The organism is Lysobacter sp. DMC97, assembly GCF_056313745.1.
On the sequence record NZ_JBQUZR010000001.1, the window covers coordinates 341,069 to 356,377 of the forward strand.

The window sequence follows — 15,309 nt, forward strand, 5'->3', positions numbered from 1 at the left end:
CCCCGCGCGCGACCGTCGGCACATGTACGTGCGACCAATGTCGAAGCAACGACGGGCCCGCAGGGAGAGTTGCGGTGGTGCGCTGCGGTGAAGCCTCCGGCTATAATTCCGATTCTTTCGCCGCGGGTCCGCCGTGCCGGCAGATTTCCCGGCGGATCAAGCGCTTATCCTCTCCCGCGCCACCCCACCTCCGAGTGTGATCCCCGAGTGGACAGTCTCCTGAAGCAGTTCGCCCAGTCCTCCCAGCTTGGCGCCAACGCCGCCTACATCGAAGACCTCTACGAGCAGTATCTGGTCGCTCCCGACAGCGTCGGCCCGAAGTGGAAGACCTACTTCGACGGCATCCGCGGCCGCGATGGCCAGGACGTCCCGCATTCGGCGGTCATCGACGCCATCGCCGAAGCCGGCCGCCAGGCCGCCCGCGGCGTCGCCGTCGCCTCCGCCTCGGCGGGCGACGAGCGCGAACGCGCGGTGGGCCGCCTGATCACCGCCTACCGCGCCCGCGGCCATCTGGCGGCGACGCTCGACCCGCTGGGCATGATGGACAAGCCGGAGGCGCCTGACCTCGAACTCGCCTTCCACCGCCTGAGCGAGCGCGACCTCGGCGACGAGTTCAGCACCGGCGGCGTCGCCGGCCAGCCGCGCATGAAGCTGCGCGACCTGCTCGCCCTGCTCAAGACGACCTACACCGGCAGCATCGGCGCCGAGTTCATGCACATCACCGACGCCGAGCAGCGTCGCTGGATGTACGAGCGGCTGGAAACCGCCGGCGGCCGCTACGACCGCAGCGCCGACGACCGCCGCCGCATCCTGGAGCGCCTCACCGCCGCCGAAGGCCTGGAGCGCTACCTCCACACCAAGTACGTCGGCCAGAAGCGCTTCTCGCTGGAAGGCGGCGACGCGCTGATCCCGCTGCTGGACGTCACCATCCGCCGCGCCGGCGCCGACGGCGTCAAGGACGTGGTGCTGGGCATGGCCCACCGCGGCCGCCTCAACGTGCTGGTCAACACGCTCGGCAAGCCGCCGCGCAAGCTGTTCGACGAGTTCGAGGGCAAGTTCGAGCACGACGAGCACGCCCACGCCGGCGACGTGAAGTACCACATGGGCTTCAGCGCCGACGTGCAGACACCGGGCGGCCCGGTCCACCTCGCCCTCGCCTTCAACCCGTCGCACCTGGAGATCGTCGATCCGGTGGTCGCCGGCAGCGTGCGCTCGCGCCAGCAGCGCCGCGGCGACAAGGCCCGCCGCCAGGTGCTGCCGATCCTGATGCACGGCGACGCCGCGTTCGCCGGCCAGGGCGTGGTGATGGAACTGTTCCAGATGTCGCAGGCCCGCGGCTTCGCGGTCGGCGGCACCCTGCACATCGTCATCAACAACCAGGTCGGCTTCACCACCAGCGAACGCCAGGACGCCCGCTCCACGCTGTACTGCACCGACGTCGCCAAGATGGTCGAGGCGCCGGTGCTGCACGTGAACGGCGACGACCCGGAAGCGGTCGCGTTCTGCGCCGAACTGGCCTTCGACTTCCGCCAGCGCTTCGCCAAGGACGTGGTGATCGACCTGATCTGCTACCGCCGCCACGGCCACAACGAGGCCGACGAGCCGGCGGCGACGCAGCCGCTGATGTACCAGGCGATCCGCAAGCACAAGACCCCGCGCGAGCTGTACGCCGACCGTCTCGCCGCCGCCGGCGCGCTCGCGGCCGCCGACGCGCAGGCGCTGGTCGACGACTACCGCCGCAAGCTCGACGACGGCGTGGTCACCACCGAACTGGCCGCCAGCAACCCGGATGCCTACGCGATCGACTGGTCGCAGCTGCTGGCCGGCAAGCTGTCCGACCCGGTCGACACCCGCGTCGACCGCGCGAAGCTCGACGGGCTGGCGCAGGTCATCAACACCGTGCCCCAGGGCGCGACCCTGCATCCGCGCGTCGCCAAGATCTACGAGGACCGCGCGAAGATGACCGCCGGCGAGCTGCCGGGCGACTGGGGCTTCGCCGAGAACCTCGCCTACGCGACGCTGCTGGCCGAAGGCTTCCGCCTGCGCCTGGTCGGCCAGGACTGCGGCCGCGGCACGTTCTTCCACCGCCACGCGATCCTGCACGACCAGAAGACCGACGACGACCACATCCCGCTGCGCCAGCTGGTGAAGACGGCCGAGGACGTGACGATCATCGACTCGCTGCTCAGCGAGGAAGCGGTGATGGCGTTCGAGTACGGCTACGCCACCGCCGATCCCATGACCCTCGACATCTGGGAAGGCCAGTTCGGCGACTTCGCCAACGGCGCGCAGGTGGTGATCGACCAGTTCCTGTCGTCGGGCGAGGCCAAGTGGGGCCGCCTCTGCGGCCTGGCGCTGTTCCTGCCGCACGGCTACGAAGGCCAGGGCCCCGAGCACAGTTCGGCCCGCCTGGAGCGCTTCCTCCAGCTGTGCGCGCTGCAGAACATGATCGTCTGCACGCCCACCACGCCGGCGCAGGCGTTCCACATGATCCGCCGGCAGATGCGCATGAAGACGCGCAAGCCGCTGGTGGTGATGACGCCGAAGTCGCTGCTGCGCCACAAGCTGGCGGTGTCGACGCTGGACGAGCTGGCGAATGGCGGCTTCCAGCACCTGATCCCGGACACCCACGCGAAGGACGCGAAGTCGGTCAAGCGCGTCGTGGTCTGCGGTGGCAAGGTCTACTACGACCTGCTGGAAGACGCCCAGAAGCGCGGCCAGACCGACGTCGCCATCATCCGCATCGAACAGCTGTATCCGTTCCCGCGCGAGGCGCTGTCCGCCGAGCTGGCGCGCTACGGCAAGACCGTGCCGGTGGTGTGGTGCCAGGAAGAGCCGATGAACCAGGGCGCCTGGTACCAGATCCAGCACCACCTGCGCGCCTGCCTGCAGGAGAAGCAGTCGGTGCACTATGCCGGCCGCGCGCGTTCGCCCTCGCCGGCCGTCGGCCACTTCAACGACCACGTCGAGGAGCAGCAGAAGCTGATCGCCGACGCGCTGGTGAACCCGCTCAACGGCGTGCTCGCCGACGAATGATCCCCGCCGGCGCCACGTGCGCCGGTTCCACTTTCGAATACCGCTGTCAGGACGTCACCCATGGCCACCGAAATCAAGGTTCCCGTTCTTCCCGAGTCCGTCTCCGATGCCGTCATCGCCACCTGGCACAAGAAGGCGGGCGATGCGGTCAAGCGCGACGAGAACATCGTCGACCTCGAGACCGACAAGGTGGTGCTGGAAGTGCCCTCGACCGTCGACGGCGTGATCAAGGAACTGAAGTTCGCCGAAGGCGCGACCGTCACCAGCCAGCAGGTCATCGCGGTGATCGAGGAAGGCGCCGTCGCCGCGGCCCCAGCCGCCGAAGCGCCGAAGCCCGCCGCCGGCGCACAGCCGGTGCAGCCGAAGCAGGAGGCCGCGAAGGCCGCCGCGGCCGCGCCGGCGAGCACCACGCCCGCACCGGTCGGTGGCGAGCTGCCGCCGGGCGCGCGCTTCGCCGCCGCTACCGCCGGCGTGAACCCGGCCGACGTGCAGGGCACCGGCCGCCGCGGCATGGTCACCAAGGAAGACATCGTCAACTACGCCAGCGGCAAGACCGCCGGCGTCTCCGGCGGCGCGCGTCCGGAAGAGCGCGTGCCCATGACCCGCATGCGCGCCCGCATCGCCGAGCGCCTGATGCAGTCGAAGAACTCGATCGCGATGCTGACCTCGTTCAACGAGGTCAACCTCGCCAAGGTCATGCAGATGCGCAAGGAGCTGGGCGAGTCCTTCGAGAAGGCCAACGGCATCAAGCTCGGCTTCATGAGCTTCTTCGCCAAGGCCGCCGCGAACGCACTGCAGCGCCACCCGATCGTCAACGCCTCTGTCGACGGCAACGACGTGATCTACCACGGCTACGCCGACATCAGCATCGCCGTCGCCACCGAGAAGGGCCTGGTCACGCCGGTGCTGCGCAACGTCGAGCGCATGGGCTTCGCCGACATCGAAGGCGCCATCGCCGGCTACGCCAAGGCGGCGCGCGAAGGCGGCCTGAAGCTCGAAGACCTGCAGGGCGGCACCTTCACCATCACCAACGGCGGCACCTTCGGCTCGCTGATGTCCACGCCGATCGTGAATCCGCCGCAGTCGGCGATCCTCGGCATGCACGCCATCAAGGAGCGTCCGATCGCCGAGAACGGCCAGGTCGTGATCGCGCCGATGATGTACATCGCGCTGAGCTACGACCACCGCATCATCGACGGCAAGGACGCGGTGCTGTTCCTGGTCGACATCAAGAACCAGCTGGAAAACCCGCACCGCATGCTGCTGGGCATGTGATCCCACTCATCCCCTCCCCCGCCCGCGGGGGAGGGTCAGGGTGGGGGCAGCGGACACGGCGCCCCCATCCCGCCCTTCCCCCGCACGCGGGGGAAGGAGACACACCTCAACGGGAAGTGACATGAGCGATCCGCAACAATTCGACGTCGTCGTCATCGGGGCCGGCCCGGCCGGTTACCACGCCGCGATCCGCGCCGCCCAGCTCGGCATGAAGACCGCCTGCATCGATGCCGCGCTCGGCAAGGACGGCAAGCCCGCCCTCGGCGGCACCTGCCTGCGCGTGGGCTGCATCCCGTCGAAGGCCCTGCTCGATTCCTCGCGCCAGTTCTGGAACATGGGCCATATCTTCGGCGAGCACGGCATCAGCTTCGCCGACGCGAAGATCGACGTCGGCGCGATGGTCGGCCGCAAGGACAAGATCGTCAAACAGTTCACCGGCGGCATCGCCCAGTTGTTCAAGGCGAACAAGATCACCGCCTTCTACGGCTTCGCGCAGCTGCAGCCGGGCAACGTGGTGAAGGTGAAGCAGCACGACGGCACCGAGATCGAGCTGAAGGGCACCAACGTCATCCTCGCGGCCGGTTCCGACTCGATCGAACTGCCGTTCGCGAAGTTCGACGGCCAGCACATCGTCGACAACGTCGGCGCGCTCGATTTCACCGAAGTACCCAATCGCCTCGGCGTGATCGGCGCGGGCGTGATCGGCCTGGAACTGGGCAGCGTGTGGAACCGCCTCGGCGCCAAGGTCACGATCCTCGAAGCGATGCCGGACTTCCTGGCCGCCGCCGACGGCGAGGCCGCGAAGATCGCCGCGCGCGAGTTCAAGAAGCAGGGCCTCGACATCCAGCTCGGCGCCAAGGTCAGCAAGGCCGAGGTGAAGGACGGCGAAGTCCATCTCACCTACACCGACGCCAAGGGCGAGCAGGCCATCGTCGTCGACAAGCTGCTGGTCGCCGTGGGCCGCAAGGCCGCGAGCAAGGGCCTGCTGGCCGACGGCACCGGCGTGCAGCTCGACGAGCGCGGCCGCATCGTGGTCGACGAGCACTGCCACACCGGTGTCGACGGTGTGTGGGCGATCGGCGATTGCGTGCGCGGCCCGATGCTGGCGCACAAGGGCTTCGAGGAAGGCATCGCGGTGGCCGAGCTCATCGCCGGCCTGCCGGGCCACGTCAACTTCGACACGATCCCGTGGGTGATCTACACCGAGCCGGAAATCGCCTGGGTCGGCAAGACCGAGGAGCAGCTGAAGGCCGAAGGCGTGCCGTACAAGGCCGGCAGCTTCCCGTTCGCGGCCGTCGGCCGTGCGGTGGCGATGGCCGAACCGGCGGGCTTCGTGAAGGTGCTGGCGCACGCCGAAACCGATCGCGTGCTCGGCATGCACCTCGTAGGCGCGAATGTGTCCGAACTCGTGCACGAAGGCGTGCTGACGATGGAATTCAGCGGCTCGGCCGACGACCTCGCCCGCATCTGCCACGCGCATCCGTCGCTGTCGGAAGCCGTGCACGACGCCGCGATGGCCGTGCACAAGCGCGCGATCCACAAGGCGAACTGACGACAGGATGTCGTCATCCCGAGCCGCACAGGGATGTGCGCGAGAGGGATCCGCTGCTCGCTGTCCCGGAACGCCAGGCCCGCGCCTGGCGTTCCGCGTTCCGGGCCTCCGCAAACCGTCCTGCTACCATGCCGCGATGAACGCCCAACTGCTGGTCAAGGCCGCGATCACCGTCGCGCTGGTGCTGCTGGCGAGCGTGCTGGCGCGCCGGCCGGGATTCATGGGCGCGCTGGTCGCGTCGCTGCCCGTGACCTCGCTGCTGGTGCTCGGCTGGCTGTACGCCGACACCCGCGATCCGAAGCAGGTCGCGGACATGGCGATGGGCATCTTCTGGTTCGTGCTCGGCAGCCTGCCGTTCTTCGTGGTGCTGGCCGTCGCGCTGCGCCAGGGCCTGGCGGTGGTGCCGTCGTTCGTGCTCGCCGCGCTCGCCGGTTTCGGCGGCACCGTGCTGGTGCAGTGGCTGCTGACCCGCAACGCGACCGGAGCGACCTGACATGACCGACACGCCCGCGGTTGAGTCTGCCAACGCGATCCGCAACGTTTCCGATACCGCGCTGTGGGTGGCGATTTACCGCGCGATGGAAAGCGAACGTCCGGACGCGATCTTCCGCGATCCCTACGCCCGCCGCCTCGGCGGCGAACGCGGCGAGACGATCGTCCGCGAGATGCCGAACGGCGCCGCGATGGCGTGGCCGATGATCGTGCGCACCGCGGTGATGGACGAGATCGTCACGCGCTGCGTGCGCGAGGGCGCGCGCACCGTGCTCAACCTCGCCGCCGGCCTCGACGCCCGCCCCTACCGCATGGACCTGCCCGCGGACCTGCGCTGGATCCACGTCGACATGCCCGACATGGTCGACTACTTCCGCGGGCACATGGCCGGCGAAACACCGAAATGCCGGCTGGACTTCGTCGCCGCCGACCTGCGCGACGGCGAACTGCGTCGCCGTGTCTTCGCCGACGCCGCACGCGAAGGCCCGGTGCTGGTGATCACCGAAGGCCTGCTGGTCTACCTGCCGCCGGACGACGTCGCCGCGCTCGCACGCGACCTGCACGACGTCGCGCGGGCGCGCTGGTGGCTGAGCGACCTCGCCTCGCCGATGCTGCTGAAATACCTCGAGAAACAGTGGCTCGGCCGGCTGCGCGACGGCAACGCGCCGTTCCTGTTCGCACCGGCCGAAGGCACTGCATGGTTCGCGGCGCACGGCTGGCGCGAAACCGAATGGCGTTCGTCGTGGACCGAATCGTTCCGGCTGAAACGCACCCCGCGCTTCGCCTGGCTGTGGAACCTCCTCGGCAAGCTGCAGCCGAAGGAAAAGACCGAAGCCGGCAAGCGCATGTCCGGCATCATGCTGCTGCACTCCGAACATTGAACAAGGCCCTGCATTCCACGATGAAATCGATCTGCGTCTACTGTGGTTCCAACGCCGGCGCCAAGCCGGTCTACGCCGAGCGCGCGACCGCGCTGGGCACGCGCATCGCGGCCGAAGGGCTGCAACTGGTCTACGGCGGCGGCAACGTCGGCCTGATGGGCATCGTCGCCGACGCCGTGCTGGCGAACGGCGGCGACGTCGTCGGCGTGATCCCCGAACAACTCGTGCAGTGGGAAGTCGCGCACAAGGGCGTGACCCGGCTGGAAGTGGTCGCCAACATGCACGAACGCAAGGCGCGCATGTTCGACCTCGCCGACGGCTTCATCGCCCTGCCCGGCGGCTTCGGCACCCTCGACGAGATGTTCGAGATGCTGACCTGGCGCCAGCTAGGCCTCGGCCGCAAACCCTGCGCCTTCCTCGACGTCGACGGCTTCTACACGCCGCTGATCGGCATGATCGACCGCATGGTCGAGGAACGCTTCCTGCACCCCGAACAACGCCACGACCTGTGGCACGGCGAAGACCTCGATCTCCTGTTCCCGTGGATGCAGGGCTACGTCCCCGCCGAAGCCGACAAGTGGATGGACGAAAAGCGGCGGCGGGAGATGCGCTGAGGCGTCTTCTCGATCCATGAGGATGCGCGCCGGTGAATCGGCGCGCGATCGCCATCGACGAGACCTTGTTTGCCGTCATCCTCGCGCAAGCGAGGACCCACGCATCAGCCGTCGTCGATTCCCCGAAGGCGACTCACCTCGCCCCCTGCCACTTCGCCAACCCCGGATACAGATCGACCCAATCTGGATTCCGTGCCTCGATCAAGGCGATCTTCCACGTGCGCCGCCAGTGCTTCAGCGCCTTCTCGCGGGCGATGGCCTGCGCCATGGTGTCATGCGACTCGAACCACACCAATCGATGCACGCCGTAGCGCATCGTGAAGCCCGCGCAGAGCCCTTGTCGGTGCTACCAGATTTCGTCCGAGCAGATTGGACGTGACGCCGATGTAGAGCGTGCCGTTGCGACGGCTTGCGAGCAGGTAGACGCAGGGCGATTTCATGATCGCATGGTCGCCGCATGCTCGATGTCGCGATGTCGGAAAATGCCGCGACGGCATGTCCGGCGGTTGCGACATCGGACAGGTGGGTCCTCGCATGCGCGAGGATGACGGGTTTCAGGTGCGCACAAGCGAGCGCCTCGCCCCGGATTGAGCAGACGCGATGGCGTGCGATCATGGCGCCACCGTCGTCCGAGGTTCGCCGACATGTCCGTTCCCAATGCCTTCCAGGCCTTCCGCATCCACAACGACGCCCACGGCTATCGCAGCGGGCTGGAGCACGTGTCGATCGACGACCTCGCGCCAGGCGAGATCGTCATCAAGACGGCGTACTCGTCGGTGAACTACAAGGACGCGCTCGCCGGCACCGGCGAGGGCAAGATCCTGCGCAGTTTCCCGCTGGTCGGAGGCATCGACGTGGCCGGGCACGTGGTCGCGTCCGAGGCGCTGGGCTTCCGCGAGGGCGACGCGGTGCTGGTCACCGGCTGCGGTCTGAGCGAGACCCGCGACGGCGGCTATTCGGAATACGCGAGGATCGAAGCGAAATGGGCGATCCCGCTGCCCGCGGGCCTGAGCCTGCGCGAGAGCATGATCCTCGGCACCGCCGGCTTCACCGCGGCGCTCGGGCTGCTGCGCATGGAAGAGAATCGCCAGAGCCCCGCACTGGGGCCGCTGGCCGTCACCGGCGCCACCGGCGGCGTGGGTTCGCTGGCGGTCGATGTGTTCACCCGGGCCGGCTACGAGGTGCACGCGATCAGCGGCAAGCCCGAGCATGCGGGCTATCTCAAGGCGCTGGGCGCGACCGAGGTGCTGGGCCGCGAGGCGCTGGCCGAGGCCCGGCCGCTGGAGAACGCCCGCTTCGGCGGCGGCCTGGACAACGTCGGCGGCACGATGCTCGCCAGCCTGCTGGCGCGGACCCGGCCCTACGGCAACGTCGCCAGCGCCGGACTGGCCGCGACCGCGGACCTGCCGACCACGGTCATGCCCTTCATCATCCGCGGCGTGTCGCTGCTGGGCGTGGCCTCGGCCGGAACCGCCCGCGATATCCGTGAACAGGTCTGGGAACGTCTGGCTTCGGACTGGAAACCGGCGCATCTGGACACGATCTGCACCCGGGAGGTCACTCTGGACGCGCTGCCGCAGGTGTTCGCGGGCATGCTGGCCGGGGGATCGCTGGGCCGGACGCTGGTCCGGATCGGCTGACCGGGCGGCGCCGTGTGCGTTGCATCAACAAATCACCGGTGCCCGCTTCCGGCCCGGCCCGCACCCGACTACACTGAACGCAGTCTTTTCCGGGGGTCTCCATGGCTCGCATCCTGATCGTCGACGATTCGCCGTCGCAACTGATGGGCATCCGCCGCATCGTCGAAAAACTTGGACACGAGGCATTGACCGCCGAGGACGGCGCGGCGGGCGTCGACGTCGCCAAGCGTGAAATTCCCGACCTCATCCTGATGGATGTGGTCATGCCGAACCTCAACGGCTTCCAGGCCACGCGCACGATCTCGCGCGAGCCGACCACCAAGCACATCCCGATCGTGCTGGTCACGACCAAGGACCAGGACACCGACCGCGTGTGGGGCATGCGTCAGGGCGCCCGCGCCTACCTGACCAAGCCTTTCAGCGAAACCGAGCTGGCGGACACCATCACCCGCTACGTCACCGGCCTCGGCTGAAGGCCCGGCTGACGCCGGCGGGCCCACCCGGCCCGCCGATCGTCCCGACATCCCATTGCCTCGTCAGGCGCGACGCCAGTCGTCGCCGAAGACTTCGCGCAGGCGGCGGTAGGCCTCGCGCTCCTGCTCGGTGTTGGCCTTGGGCGCCAGCACTTCCAGTTCGACGATCTGGTCGCCCGCCGGCGCACCGCCGGTGCCGGGCAACCCGCGTCCGCGCAGGCGCAGCTTGCGTCCGCCCTCGGAATCCGCGGGAATCTTCAGCTCCACCGGCCCGCCCAGCGTGGGCACGCTCAGCGTCGCGCCCAGCGCGGCTTCCCACGGCGCCACCGGCAGCACGTGGATCACGTTGCGGCCGTCGACCTCGAAGCGCGGATCGGCGGCGTACTCGACTTCCAGCAGCAGATCGCCGCCGCCCGGCCCCTGCCCGGCCAGGCGGATCGCCTGCCCCGGCCGGATGCCCTTGGGCACGCGCACCTCCAGCGACTTGCCGGCCACCGACACCCGCACCGGATGACCGGCGTACACGGCCTCCAGCGGCACCGCGAAGCGGGCGCGGGTCGCGCCGTCGCCGCGCGGCTGCGGACCGGGACCACCCGGACCGCCGCGACGGCGACCGAACAGTTCCTGGAAGAAATCGCTGAAGCCGCCGTTGCCGCCGCCGGCGAACACGTCCTCGAAATCGAAGCCGCCCGGGCCACCGCCGAAGCCTCCGGGCGGCGGCTGCACTTCGTCGCCCGGGCGATAGCCGCGGGCGCGGAGCTGGTCGTAGGCCTTGCGCTTCTCGGGGTCGCGCAGGGCCTCGTAGGCCTCGTTGACGGCCTTGAACCTGTCCTCGGCGTCGGCTTCCTTGCTCACGTCGGGGTGGTACTTGCGCGCGAGCCGGCGGTAGGCGGTCTTGATCTCCGCCTCGCCCGCGCCGGGCTCGACGCCGAGAATGTCGTAGTAATCCTTGAAACGCATGGGCCTGGTCCTGCGAACGGGGTCTTGAGGACGAAACGGGACGCGCACGATAACAAAACGACCGCGACCGGTTGCATGCCGGCGCGGTCGCTGGGGGACGCGCGCATCGACGACGATGCACGCGCGGCGGAACGATCAGGGCCGATCAGGCATTCGTCGGCCGGGCGCCCACCTGGATGCGACGCGGCGAGGATTCCGGACGCTTCGGGATCGCGATCTCCAGCACGCCGTTGCGACCGGTCGCGGTGATGCCCTCGGCATCGGCGGTGTCGGGCAGCGCGAAGCGGCGATGGAAGCTGCCGTAGCGACGCTCGATGCGCGAGAAGCGCTCGTTCGATTCGGCGAAGGCATTCTTGCGCTCGCCCTTGATGCTGAGGATGCCCTTGTCCATCAGCACCGCGACCTCTTCCGGATCGATGCCCGGCAGGTCGGCGAGGATCAAAAAGCGATCCGCTTCCTCGCGGATGTCCACGCGCGGCACCCACTGGCTGGTGACGACGGCGGATTCATCGGTGGTGTTGCCGGCGTTGAAGAAGCGCTCGAACAACTGCTTGAATTCGTCCTGGGCGCGAGCCTGTGCCGGCCAGGCCTGCTGATAGCGCATGACGCTCATGGGTGTCTCCGTGATGGGGCGGCACCGTGCCGCCATGACCGGAAGATGTGTGCGCCACCCTGCATTTCAAGGGGGTTCGTCACGATCCCGTCGCGGCAAGCGTTCATGTTTCAGCCTACACTGTCGCCGCACTCACCCAACAGGAGTTCCGCATGACCATCCAGATCGGCGACCGCATTCCCGAGGTCAACATCAAGCGCATCAACGACGGCATCGAGACCGTCGACACCCATCGTTTCTTCGAAGGTCGCAAGGTCGTCCTCTTCGCCGTGCCCGGCGCGTTCACGCCGACGTGTTCCGAAAAACACCTGCCCGGCTTCATCGCGCAGTTCGATGCGTTCCGCGACAAGGGCGTGGGCGTGGCCTGCATGTCGGTGAACGATCCGTTCGTGATGAAGGCCTGGGCCGCCAGCCAGAACGCGCCCGCGGAGATGGACATCCTCGCCGACGGCAACGGCGACTTCGCCCGCGCACTCGGCCTGGAGATGGACGCGAGCGCCTACGGCATGGGCCTGCGCAGCAAGCGTTTTGCAATGTACGTCGACAACGGCATCGTCAAATTGCTCGAAATCGAGGCGCCCGGCGAGTTCCGCGTGTCCTCCGCTGAACACATGCTTTCGCTGCTGCCCTGAAAACGCCGGGGCGTTCGATCGGCCACTAGGATGCGGGCACCTCAGGAGGACCCGCCATGGCCCGCAACACGTCACGCTCCACCGCGAAGAAGACCACGACCACCGCCGGCCTCACCAGCCGCGAAACGCTCCGCGCCAACGCGCGCAAGCAGATCGAGGACGGCGCGATCACCGACACCTACACGGGCGACCGCAAGACGCTGATCAAGCTGCTCAACGACGCGCTCGCCACCGAGTACGTCTGCGTGCTGCGCTACTACCGGCACTACTTCATGGCATCGGGCATGCTCGCCGATGCCGTGAAGGCCGAGTTTCTCGAACACGCGCAGCAGGAACAGGCGCACGCGCACCGCATCGCCGAACGCATCGTGCAGCTCGGCGGCGAGCCCGACCTCAATCCCGACACCCTCACCGCGCGCGCCCATGCCGAATACAAGGAAGGCAAGGACCTGCGCGACATGGTGAAGGAGAACCTCATCGCCGAACGCATCGCGATCGACAGCTATCGCGAAATGATCGGCTGGGTTGGCGACAAGGATTCGACGACGCGCCGCATGCTGGAAGACATCCTCGCGCAGGAAGAAGAGCACGCCGACGAATTCGCGGACCTGCTGGAAGGCTGGATCGGCAACTGATCCAACCACCGTCGCTTCCGCGCATGGCGCGCGGAAGCGATCGGCCTCACGACAGCGACGTCATTCGAGGATCCGGAACCGAATCCGTGTCCATGCACCGCTGGCCGACAATGCGGTCAGCGTGTGCTCGCCGACTTCGGCGAAGTCGCGCACCAGCGGCGCACGCCCGGCGCTCTCGCCGACCCACTGTCCGTCCAGCAGCCACTGCACGTCGCGCTCGGTGCCGAGCGCACGCAGCGACAGGCGCACCGGGTGCTCGCTGCCGGGCGCACGCGCGAGCGTGGCGCCGTCGTTGAGGCCGTCGATGCGCAGCGTCTCGACCGCGTCGCGCCCGTCGGCCATGCAATCGTCGGCGAGCACCGGCAGCGTCGACGCAGCGCGCGTCTCGCTCGACAGCCACGGCGATGCCAGCGCGGGCCAGCGCGCGATCTCGCGGGCTTCCGTGCGATGCGGCAGCGAACACGTCGCGGACACGCGACGCCCGGTGTCGAGATCGACCTCGAAGCGTTCGCGACCGGCATTCCACAGCCGCGCGCCGCGCTCCGCGAAGGTCGGCGGCACCGCGCCGTCGAGCGTCCACGCCTTCATGCGCCGCTGGCACAGCGCCGGCGATTGCTGGTCCGCGGCGATGCCCAGCGGCCAGCAGATCTCGGCCTCGGCCACGCCCGCAGGCGGCGGCGAGGCGGCTTCCACGCGCTGCCCCGGCAGCGAATCCACCACTTCAAACAGCAGCGGCAGCGCGGTGATCGCGCCGTACTGCCCGGGCAGCGGCGTGCCGTCGGGCCGGCCCACCCACACGCCGACGGTGTAGCGACGCGTGCCGCCGACCGCCCACGCATCGCGGAAGCCGTAACTGGTGCCGGTCTTCCACGCCACGCGCGGCCGCGAGCCGCGGTCGTACTGCAGCAGCTCACCCGGGCGCGGATTCGATTCGAGGATGTCGCGCACGATCCACGCCGCGCCCGGCGACAGCACGCGCCGATCGGCCGTCGCATCCTGCGGCGTGTAGCGCACGCGTCCGGCGATGCCGCCGCGATTGAACGCGGCGTAGGCACCGACCAGATCCTCCAGCCGCGCGCCGGTGCCGCCGAGGATCAGCGCGAGGTTCGGCTTCGCCCCCGCCGGGAACTTCAGCGACAGGCCCGCATGCCCGAGCCGCGCGGCGAAACGCTGCGAACCGACGCGATCGAGCAGGTCGACCGCGGGCACGTTGAGCGACAGCCGCAGCGCTTCCGCGGCGCCGATCGGACCGTTGAAGGTCTCGCCGAAATTGCCGGGCCGGTAGTCGCCGAAACTCTGCGGCGCGTCGATCAGCAGGCTTTCGGAATGGATCACGCCGTCGTCGATCGCCATGCCGTAGAGGAACGGCTTGAGCGTGGAGCCCGGCGAGCGCCAGGCCTGCACCATGTCGACGTGGCCGAGTCGCTCCTTGTCGCCGAAGTGCAGCGAACCGACGTAGGCGCGCGCCTCCATCGTCGTGTTGTCGACCACCAGCAGCGCCGCGGACGTGCGCGCCGGCAGGTTGGAGAAGTACGCGGCGACGCGCTCTTCCAGCGTACGCTGCAGGTTGGGATCGATCGTCGAGACGATCCGCGCGGCCTTCGGGTGCGCGCCGTGCAGGCGCTGCGCGAGCAGCGCGGCGCTGAGCGGCGGCTGCAGCTGGCGCGCGACGACCGGTTCGATCTTCGCATCCGCCACGTCCGCGCGGCGCCAGACGCCGAGGTCGGCCATGCGATCGAGCACCTTGTCGCGCGCGATGCGTGCGGCCTCGGGGTGACGATCCGGCCGCAGGCGGCTCGGCGACTGCGGCAGCACCGCCAGCAGCGACGCCTCGGCGCGCGACAGCCGCGACGCCGGCTTGCCGAGGTAGGCCCAGCTCGCCGCTTCGACGCCTTCGATGGTGCCACCGAACGGCGCGCGTTCGAGATACAGCGTCAGGATCTGGCGCTTGGTCAGGTGCAGTTCGAGCTGCAGCGCGCGCAGGATCTGCTTCAGCTTGCGCCACGGCGTGCGCGTCGTGGTGCCGTGGTCGGCATCGAGGATGCGCGCGACCTGCATCGTCAGCGTGGAGCCGCCGGAGACCACTTCGCCGCTGCCCAGCATCTGGCCGCCGGCACGCAGCAGCGCATACGGATTCACGCCCGGATGCTGCCAGAACCAGCGATCCTCGTAGTTCAGCAGCGCGTCGAGGTACAGCGGCGACACGCTTTCGGGCGTGGCCGGATAGCGCCACACGCCTTCATCGTCGGCGAAGGCGCGCAGCGGCGTGCCGTCGCGGGCGACGACCAGCGTGCTGGTGTCGCGCGCCTTCGGCAATTGCGGCGGGAACAGCAGGTCGAGCAGCAACAGCAGCGACAACAGCCCGGCGAGGCTCCAGCGCGCCCAGGACAGCGCGCGACGCCAGGACCAGCGGGCGACAGGCATGCGGATCATCGGAAGAGTCGCCTGATGCGACACGGACATCGAAGGAAGGAGAGGCAACCTCCTCCGCGATGGTGCGGAGGAG

General features: G+C 68.8%; 14 protein-coding genes. 10 read left to right on the top strand and 4 right to left on the bottom strand.

What is annotated here, in order from left to right; all coding sequences use genetic code 11:
* Nucleotides 1–207 precede the first annotated feature (207 nt).
* The 6 genes from ACT53Q_RS01100 to ACT53Q_RS01125 all read left to right on the top strand — a co-directional run bounded on the left by ACT53Q_RS01100 (nucleotide 208) and on the right by ACT53Q_RS01125 (nucleotide 7,850).
* On the top strand, nucleotides 208–3,036 hold the full coding sequence (locus ACT53Q_RS01100; RefSeq protein ID WP_476184817.1) for a 2-oxoglutarate dehydrogenase E1 component: 2,829 nt from the start codon (nucleotides 208–210) through the stop codon (nucleotides 3,034–3,036).
* A gap of 60 nt (nucleotides 3,037–3,096) precedes the next feature.
* A complete protein-coding gene (gene sucB, locus ACT53Q_RS01105; protein ID WP_476184818.1) occupies nucleotides 3,097–4,311 on the top strand; it encodes a dihydrolipoyllysine-residue succinyltransferase in 1,215 nt (404 codons plus the stop codon).
* Between the two features lie 121 nt (nucleotides 4,312–4,432).
* On the top strand, nucleotides 4,433–5,863 hold the full coding sequence (gene lpdA, locus ACT53Q_RS01110; RefSeq protein ID WP_476184819.1) for a dihydrolipoyl dehydrogenase: 1,431 nt from the start codon (nucleotides 4,433–4,435) through the stop codon (nucleotides 5,861–5,863).
* 136 nt (nucleotides 5,864–5,999) lie between these two features.
* Nucleotides 6,000–6,356 carry a DUF3147 family protein gene (locus ACT53Q_RS01115; protein ID WP_476184820.1) on the top strand — a complete coding sequence of 119 codons (357 nt, stop codon included), beginning with the start codon at nucleotides 6,000–6,002 and terminating at the stop codon, nucleotides 6,354–6,356.
* Nucleotide 6,357: 1 nt separating this feature from the next.
* Nucleotides 6,358–7,236, top strand: coding sequence for a class I SAM-dependent methyltransferase (locus ACT53Q_RS01120; RefSeq protein ID WP_476184821.1), 879 nt, complete (start codon nucleotides 6,358–6,360; stop codon nucleotides 7,234–7,236).
* A 20-nt stretch (nucleotides 7,237–7,256) separates the two neighbouring features.
* Complete coding sequence (locus ACT53Q_RS01125) at nucleotides 7,257–7,850, top strand: LOG family protein (RefSeq protein ID WP_476184822.1); 594 nt, start codon at nucleotides 7,257–7,259, stop codon at nucleotides 7,848–7,850.
* Between the two features lie 133 nt (nucleotides 7,851–7,983).
* Here the strand turns inward: ACT53Q_RS01125 and ACT53Q_RS01130 are convergent, their stop codons facing one another.
* Nucleotides 7,984–8,166: a GIY-YIG nuclease family protein gene (locus ACT53Q_RS01130; RefSeq protein WP_476184823.1), complete on the bottom strand. Its 183-nt coding sequence runs from the start codon at nucleotides 8,164–8,166 to the stop codon at nucleotides 7,984–7,986.
* Between the two features lie 328 nt (nucleotides 8,167–8,494).
* Here ACT53Q_RS01130 and ACT53Q_RS01135 point away from each other — a divergent pair, with 328 nt between their 5' ends.
* Nucleotides 8,495–9,490, top strand: coding sequence for a YhdH/YhfP family quinone oxidoreductase (locus ACT53Q_RS01135; protein WP_476184824.1), 996 nt, complete (start codon nucleotides 8,495–8,497; stop codon nucleotides 9,488–9,490).
* A gap of 101 nt (nucleotides 9,491–9,591) precedes the next feature.
* Entirely contained in the window at nucleotides 9,592–9,963 is a 372-nt protein-coding gene (gene pilH, locus ACT53Q_RS01140) for a twitching motility response regulator PilH (RefSeq protein ID WP_476184825.1), read from the top strand.
* Between the two features lie 63 nt (nucleotides 9,964–10,026).
* Here pilH and ACT53Q_RS01145 read toward each other — a convergent pair whose 3' ends face one another.
* Nucleotides 10,027–10,923, bottom strand: coding sequence for a DnaJ C-terminal domain-containing protein (locus ACT53Q_RS01145; RefSeq protein ID WP_476184826.1), 897 nt, complete (start codon nucleotides 10,921–10,923; stop codon nucleotides 10,027–10,029).
* Nucleotides 10,924–11,068: 145 nt separating this feature from the next.
* Nucleotides 11,069–11,536: an Hsp20/alpha crystallin family protein gene (locus ACT53Q_RS01150; RefSeq protein WP_476184827.1), complete on the bottom strand. Its 468-nt coding sequence runs from the start codon at nucleotides 11,534–11,536 to the stop codon at nucleotides 11,069–11,071.
* A 152-nt stretch (nucleotides 11,537–11,688) separates the two neighbouring features.
* Here ACT53Q_RS01150 and ACT53Q_RS01155 point away from each other — a divergent pair, with 152 nt between their 5' ends.
* Together ACT53Q_RS01155 and ACT53Q_RS01160 are read left to right on the top strand one after the other, a co-directional pair.
* Nucleotides 11,689–12,168 (top strand): redoxin family protein, encoded by a 480-nt coding sequence (locus ACT53Q_RS01155; protein ID WP_476184828.1) that lies wholly within the window; start codon nucleotides 11,689–11,691, stop codon nucleotides 12,166–12,168.
* A gap of 56 nt (nucleotides 12,169–12,224) precedes the next feature.
* Nucleotides 12,225–12,803 carry a ferritin-like domain-containing protein gene (locus ACT53Q_RS01160; RefSeq protein ID WP_476184829.1) on the top strand — a complete coding sequence of 193 codons (579 nt, stop codon included), beginning with the start codon at nucleotides 12,225–12,227 and terminating at the stop codon, nucleotides 12,801–12,803.
* Between the two features lie 60 nt (nucleotides 12,804–12,863).
* Here the strand turns inward: ACT53Q_RS01160 and pbpC are convergent, their stop codons facing one another.
* Nucleotides 12,864–15,236: a penicillin-binding protein 1C gene (gene pbpC, locus ACT53Q_RS01165; protein ID WP_476184830.1), complete on the bottom strand. Its 2,373-nt coding sequence runs from the start codon at nucleotides 15,234–15,236 to the stop codon at nucleotides 12,864–12,866.
* Between the last annotated feature and the right edge of the window lie 73 nt (nucleotides 15,237–15,309).

Excerpts from the sequence above, each read along its gene's own strand:
- pilH (WP_476184825.1), top strand. The coding sequence starts at position 9,592 with ATGGCTCGCATCCTGATCGTCGACGATTCGCCGTCGCAACTGATGGGC.
- ACT53Q_RS01115 (WP_476184820.1), top strand. The coding sequence starts at position 6,000 with ATGAACGCCCAACTGCTGGTCAAGGCCGCGATCACCGTCGCGCTGGTG.
- pbpC (WP_476184830.1), bottom strand. The coding sequence starts at position 15,236 with ATGATCCGCATGCCTGTCGCCCGCTGGTCCTGGCGTCGCGCGCTGTCC.
- ACT53Q_RS01150 (WP_476184827.1), bottom strand. The coding sequence starts at position 11,536 with ATGAGCGTCATGCGCTATCAGCAGGCCTGGCCGGCACAGGCTCGCGCC.
- ACT53Q_RS01130 (WP_476184823.1), bottom strand. The coding sequence starts at position 8,166 with ATGCGCTACGGCGTGCATCGATTGGTGTGGTTCGAGTCGCATGACACC.
- ACT53Q_RS01155 (WP_476184828.1), top strand. The coding sequence starts at position 11,689 with ATGACCATCCAGATCGGCGACCGCATTCCCGAGGTCAACATCAAGCGC.
- ACT53Q_RS01120 (WP_476184821.1), top strand. The coding sequence starts at position 6,358 with ATGACCGACACGCCCGCGGTTGAGTCTGCCAACGCGATCCGCAACGTT.
- ACT53Q_RS01125 (WP_476184822.1), top strand. The coding sequence starts at position 7,257 with ATGAAATCGATCTGCGTCTACTGTGGTTCCAACGCCGGCGCCAAGCCG.
- ACT53Q_RS01160 (WP_476184829.1), top strand. The coding sequence starts at position 12,225 with ATGGCCCGCAACACGTCACGCTCCACCGCGAAGAAGACCACGACCACC.
- ACT53Q_RS01145 (WP_476184826.1), bottom strand. The coding sequence starts at position 10,923 with ATGCGTTTCAAGGATTACTACGACATTCTCGGCGTCGAGCCCGGCGCG.
- lpdA (WP_476184819.1), top strand. The coding sequence starts at position 4,433 with ATGAGCGATCCGCAACAATTCGACGTCGTCGTCATCGGGGCCGGCCCG.
- ACT53Q_RS01135 (WP_476184824.1), top strand. The coding sequence starts at position 8,495 with ATGTCCGTTCCCAATGCCTTCCAGGCCTTCCGCATCCACAACGACGCC.
- sucB (WP_476184818.1), top strand. The coding sequence starts at position 3,097 with ATGGCCACCGAAATCAAGGTTCCCGTTCTTCCCGAGTCCGTCTCCGAT.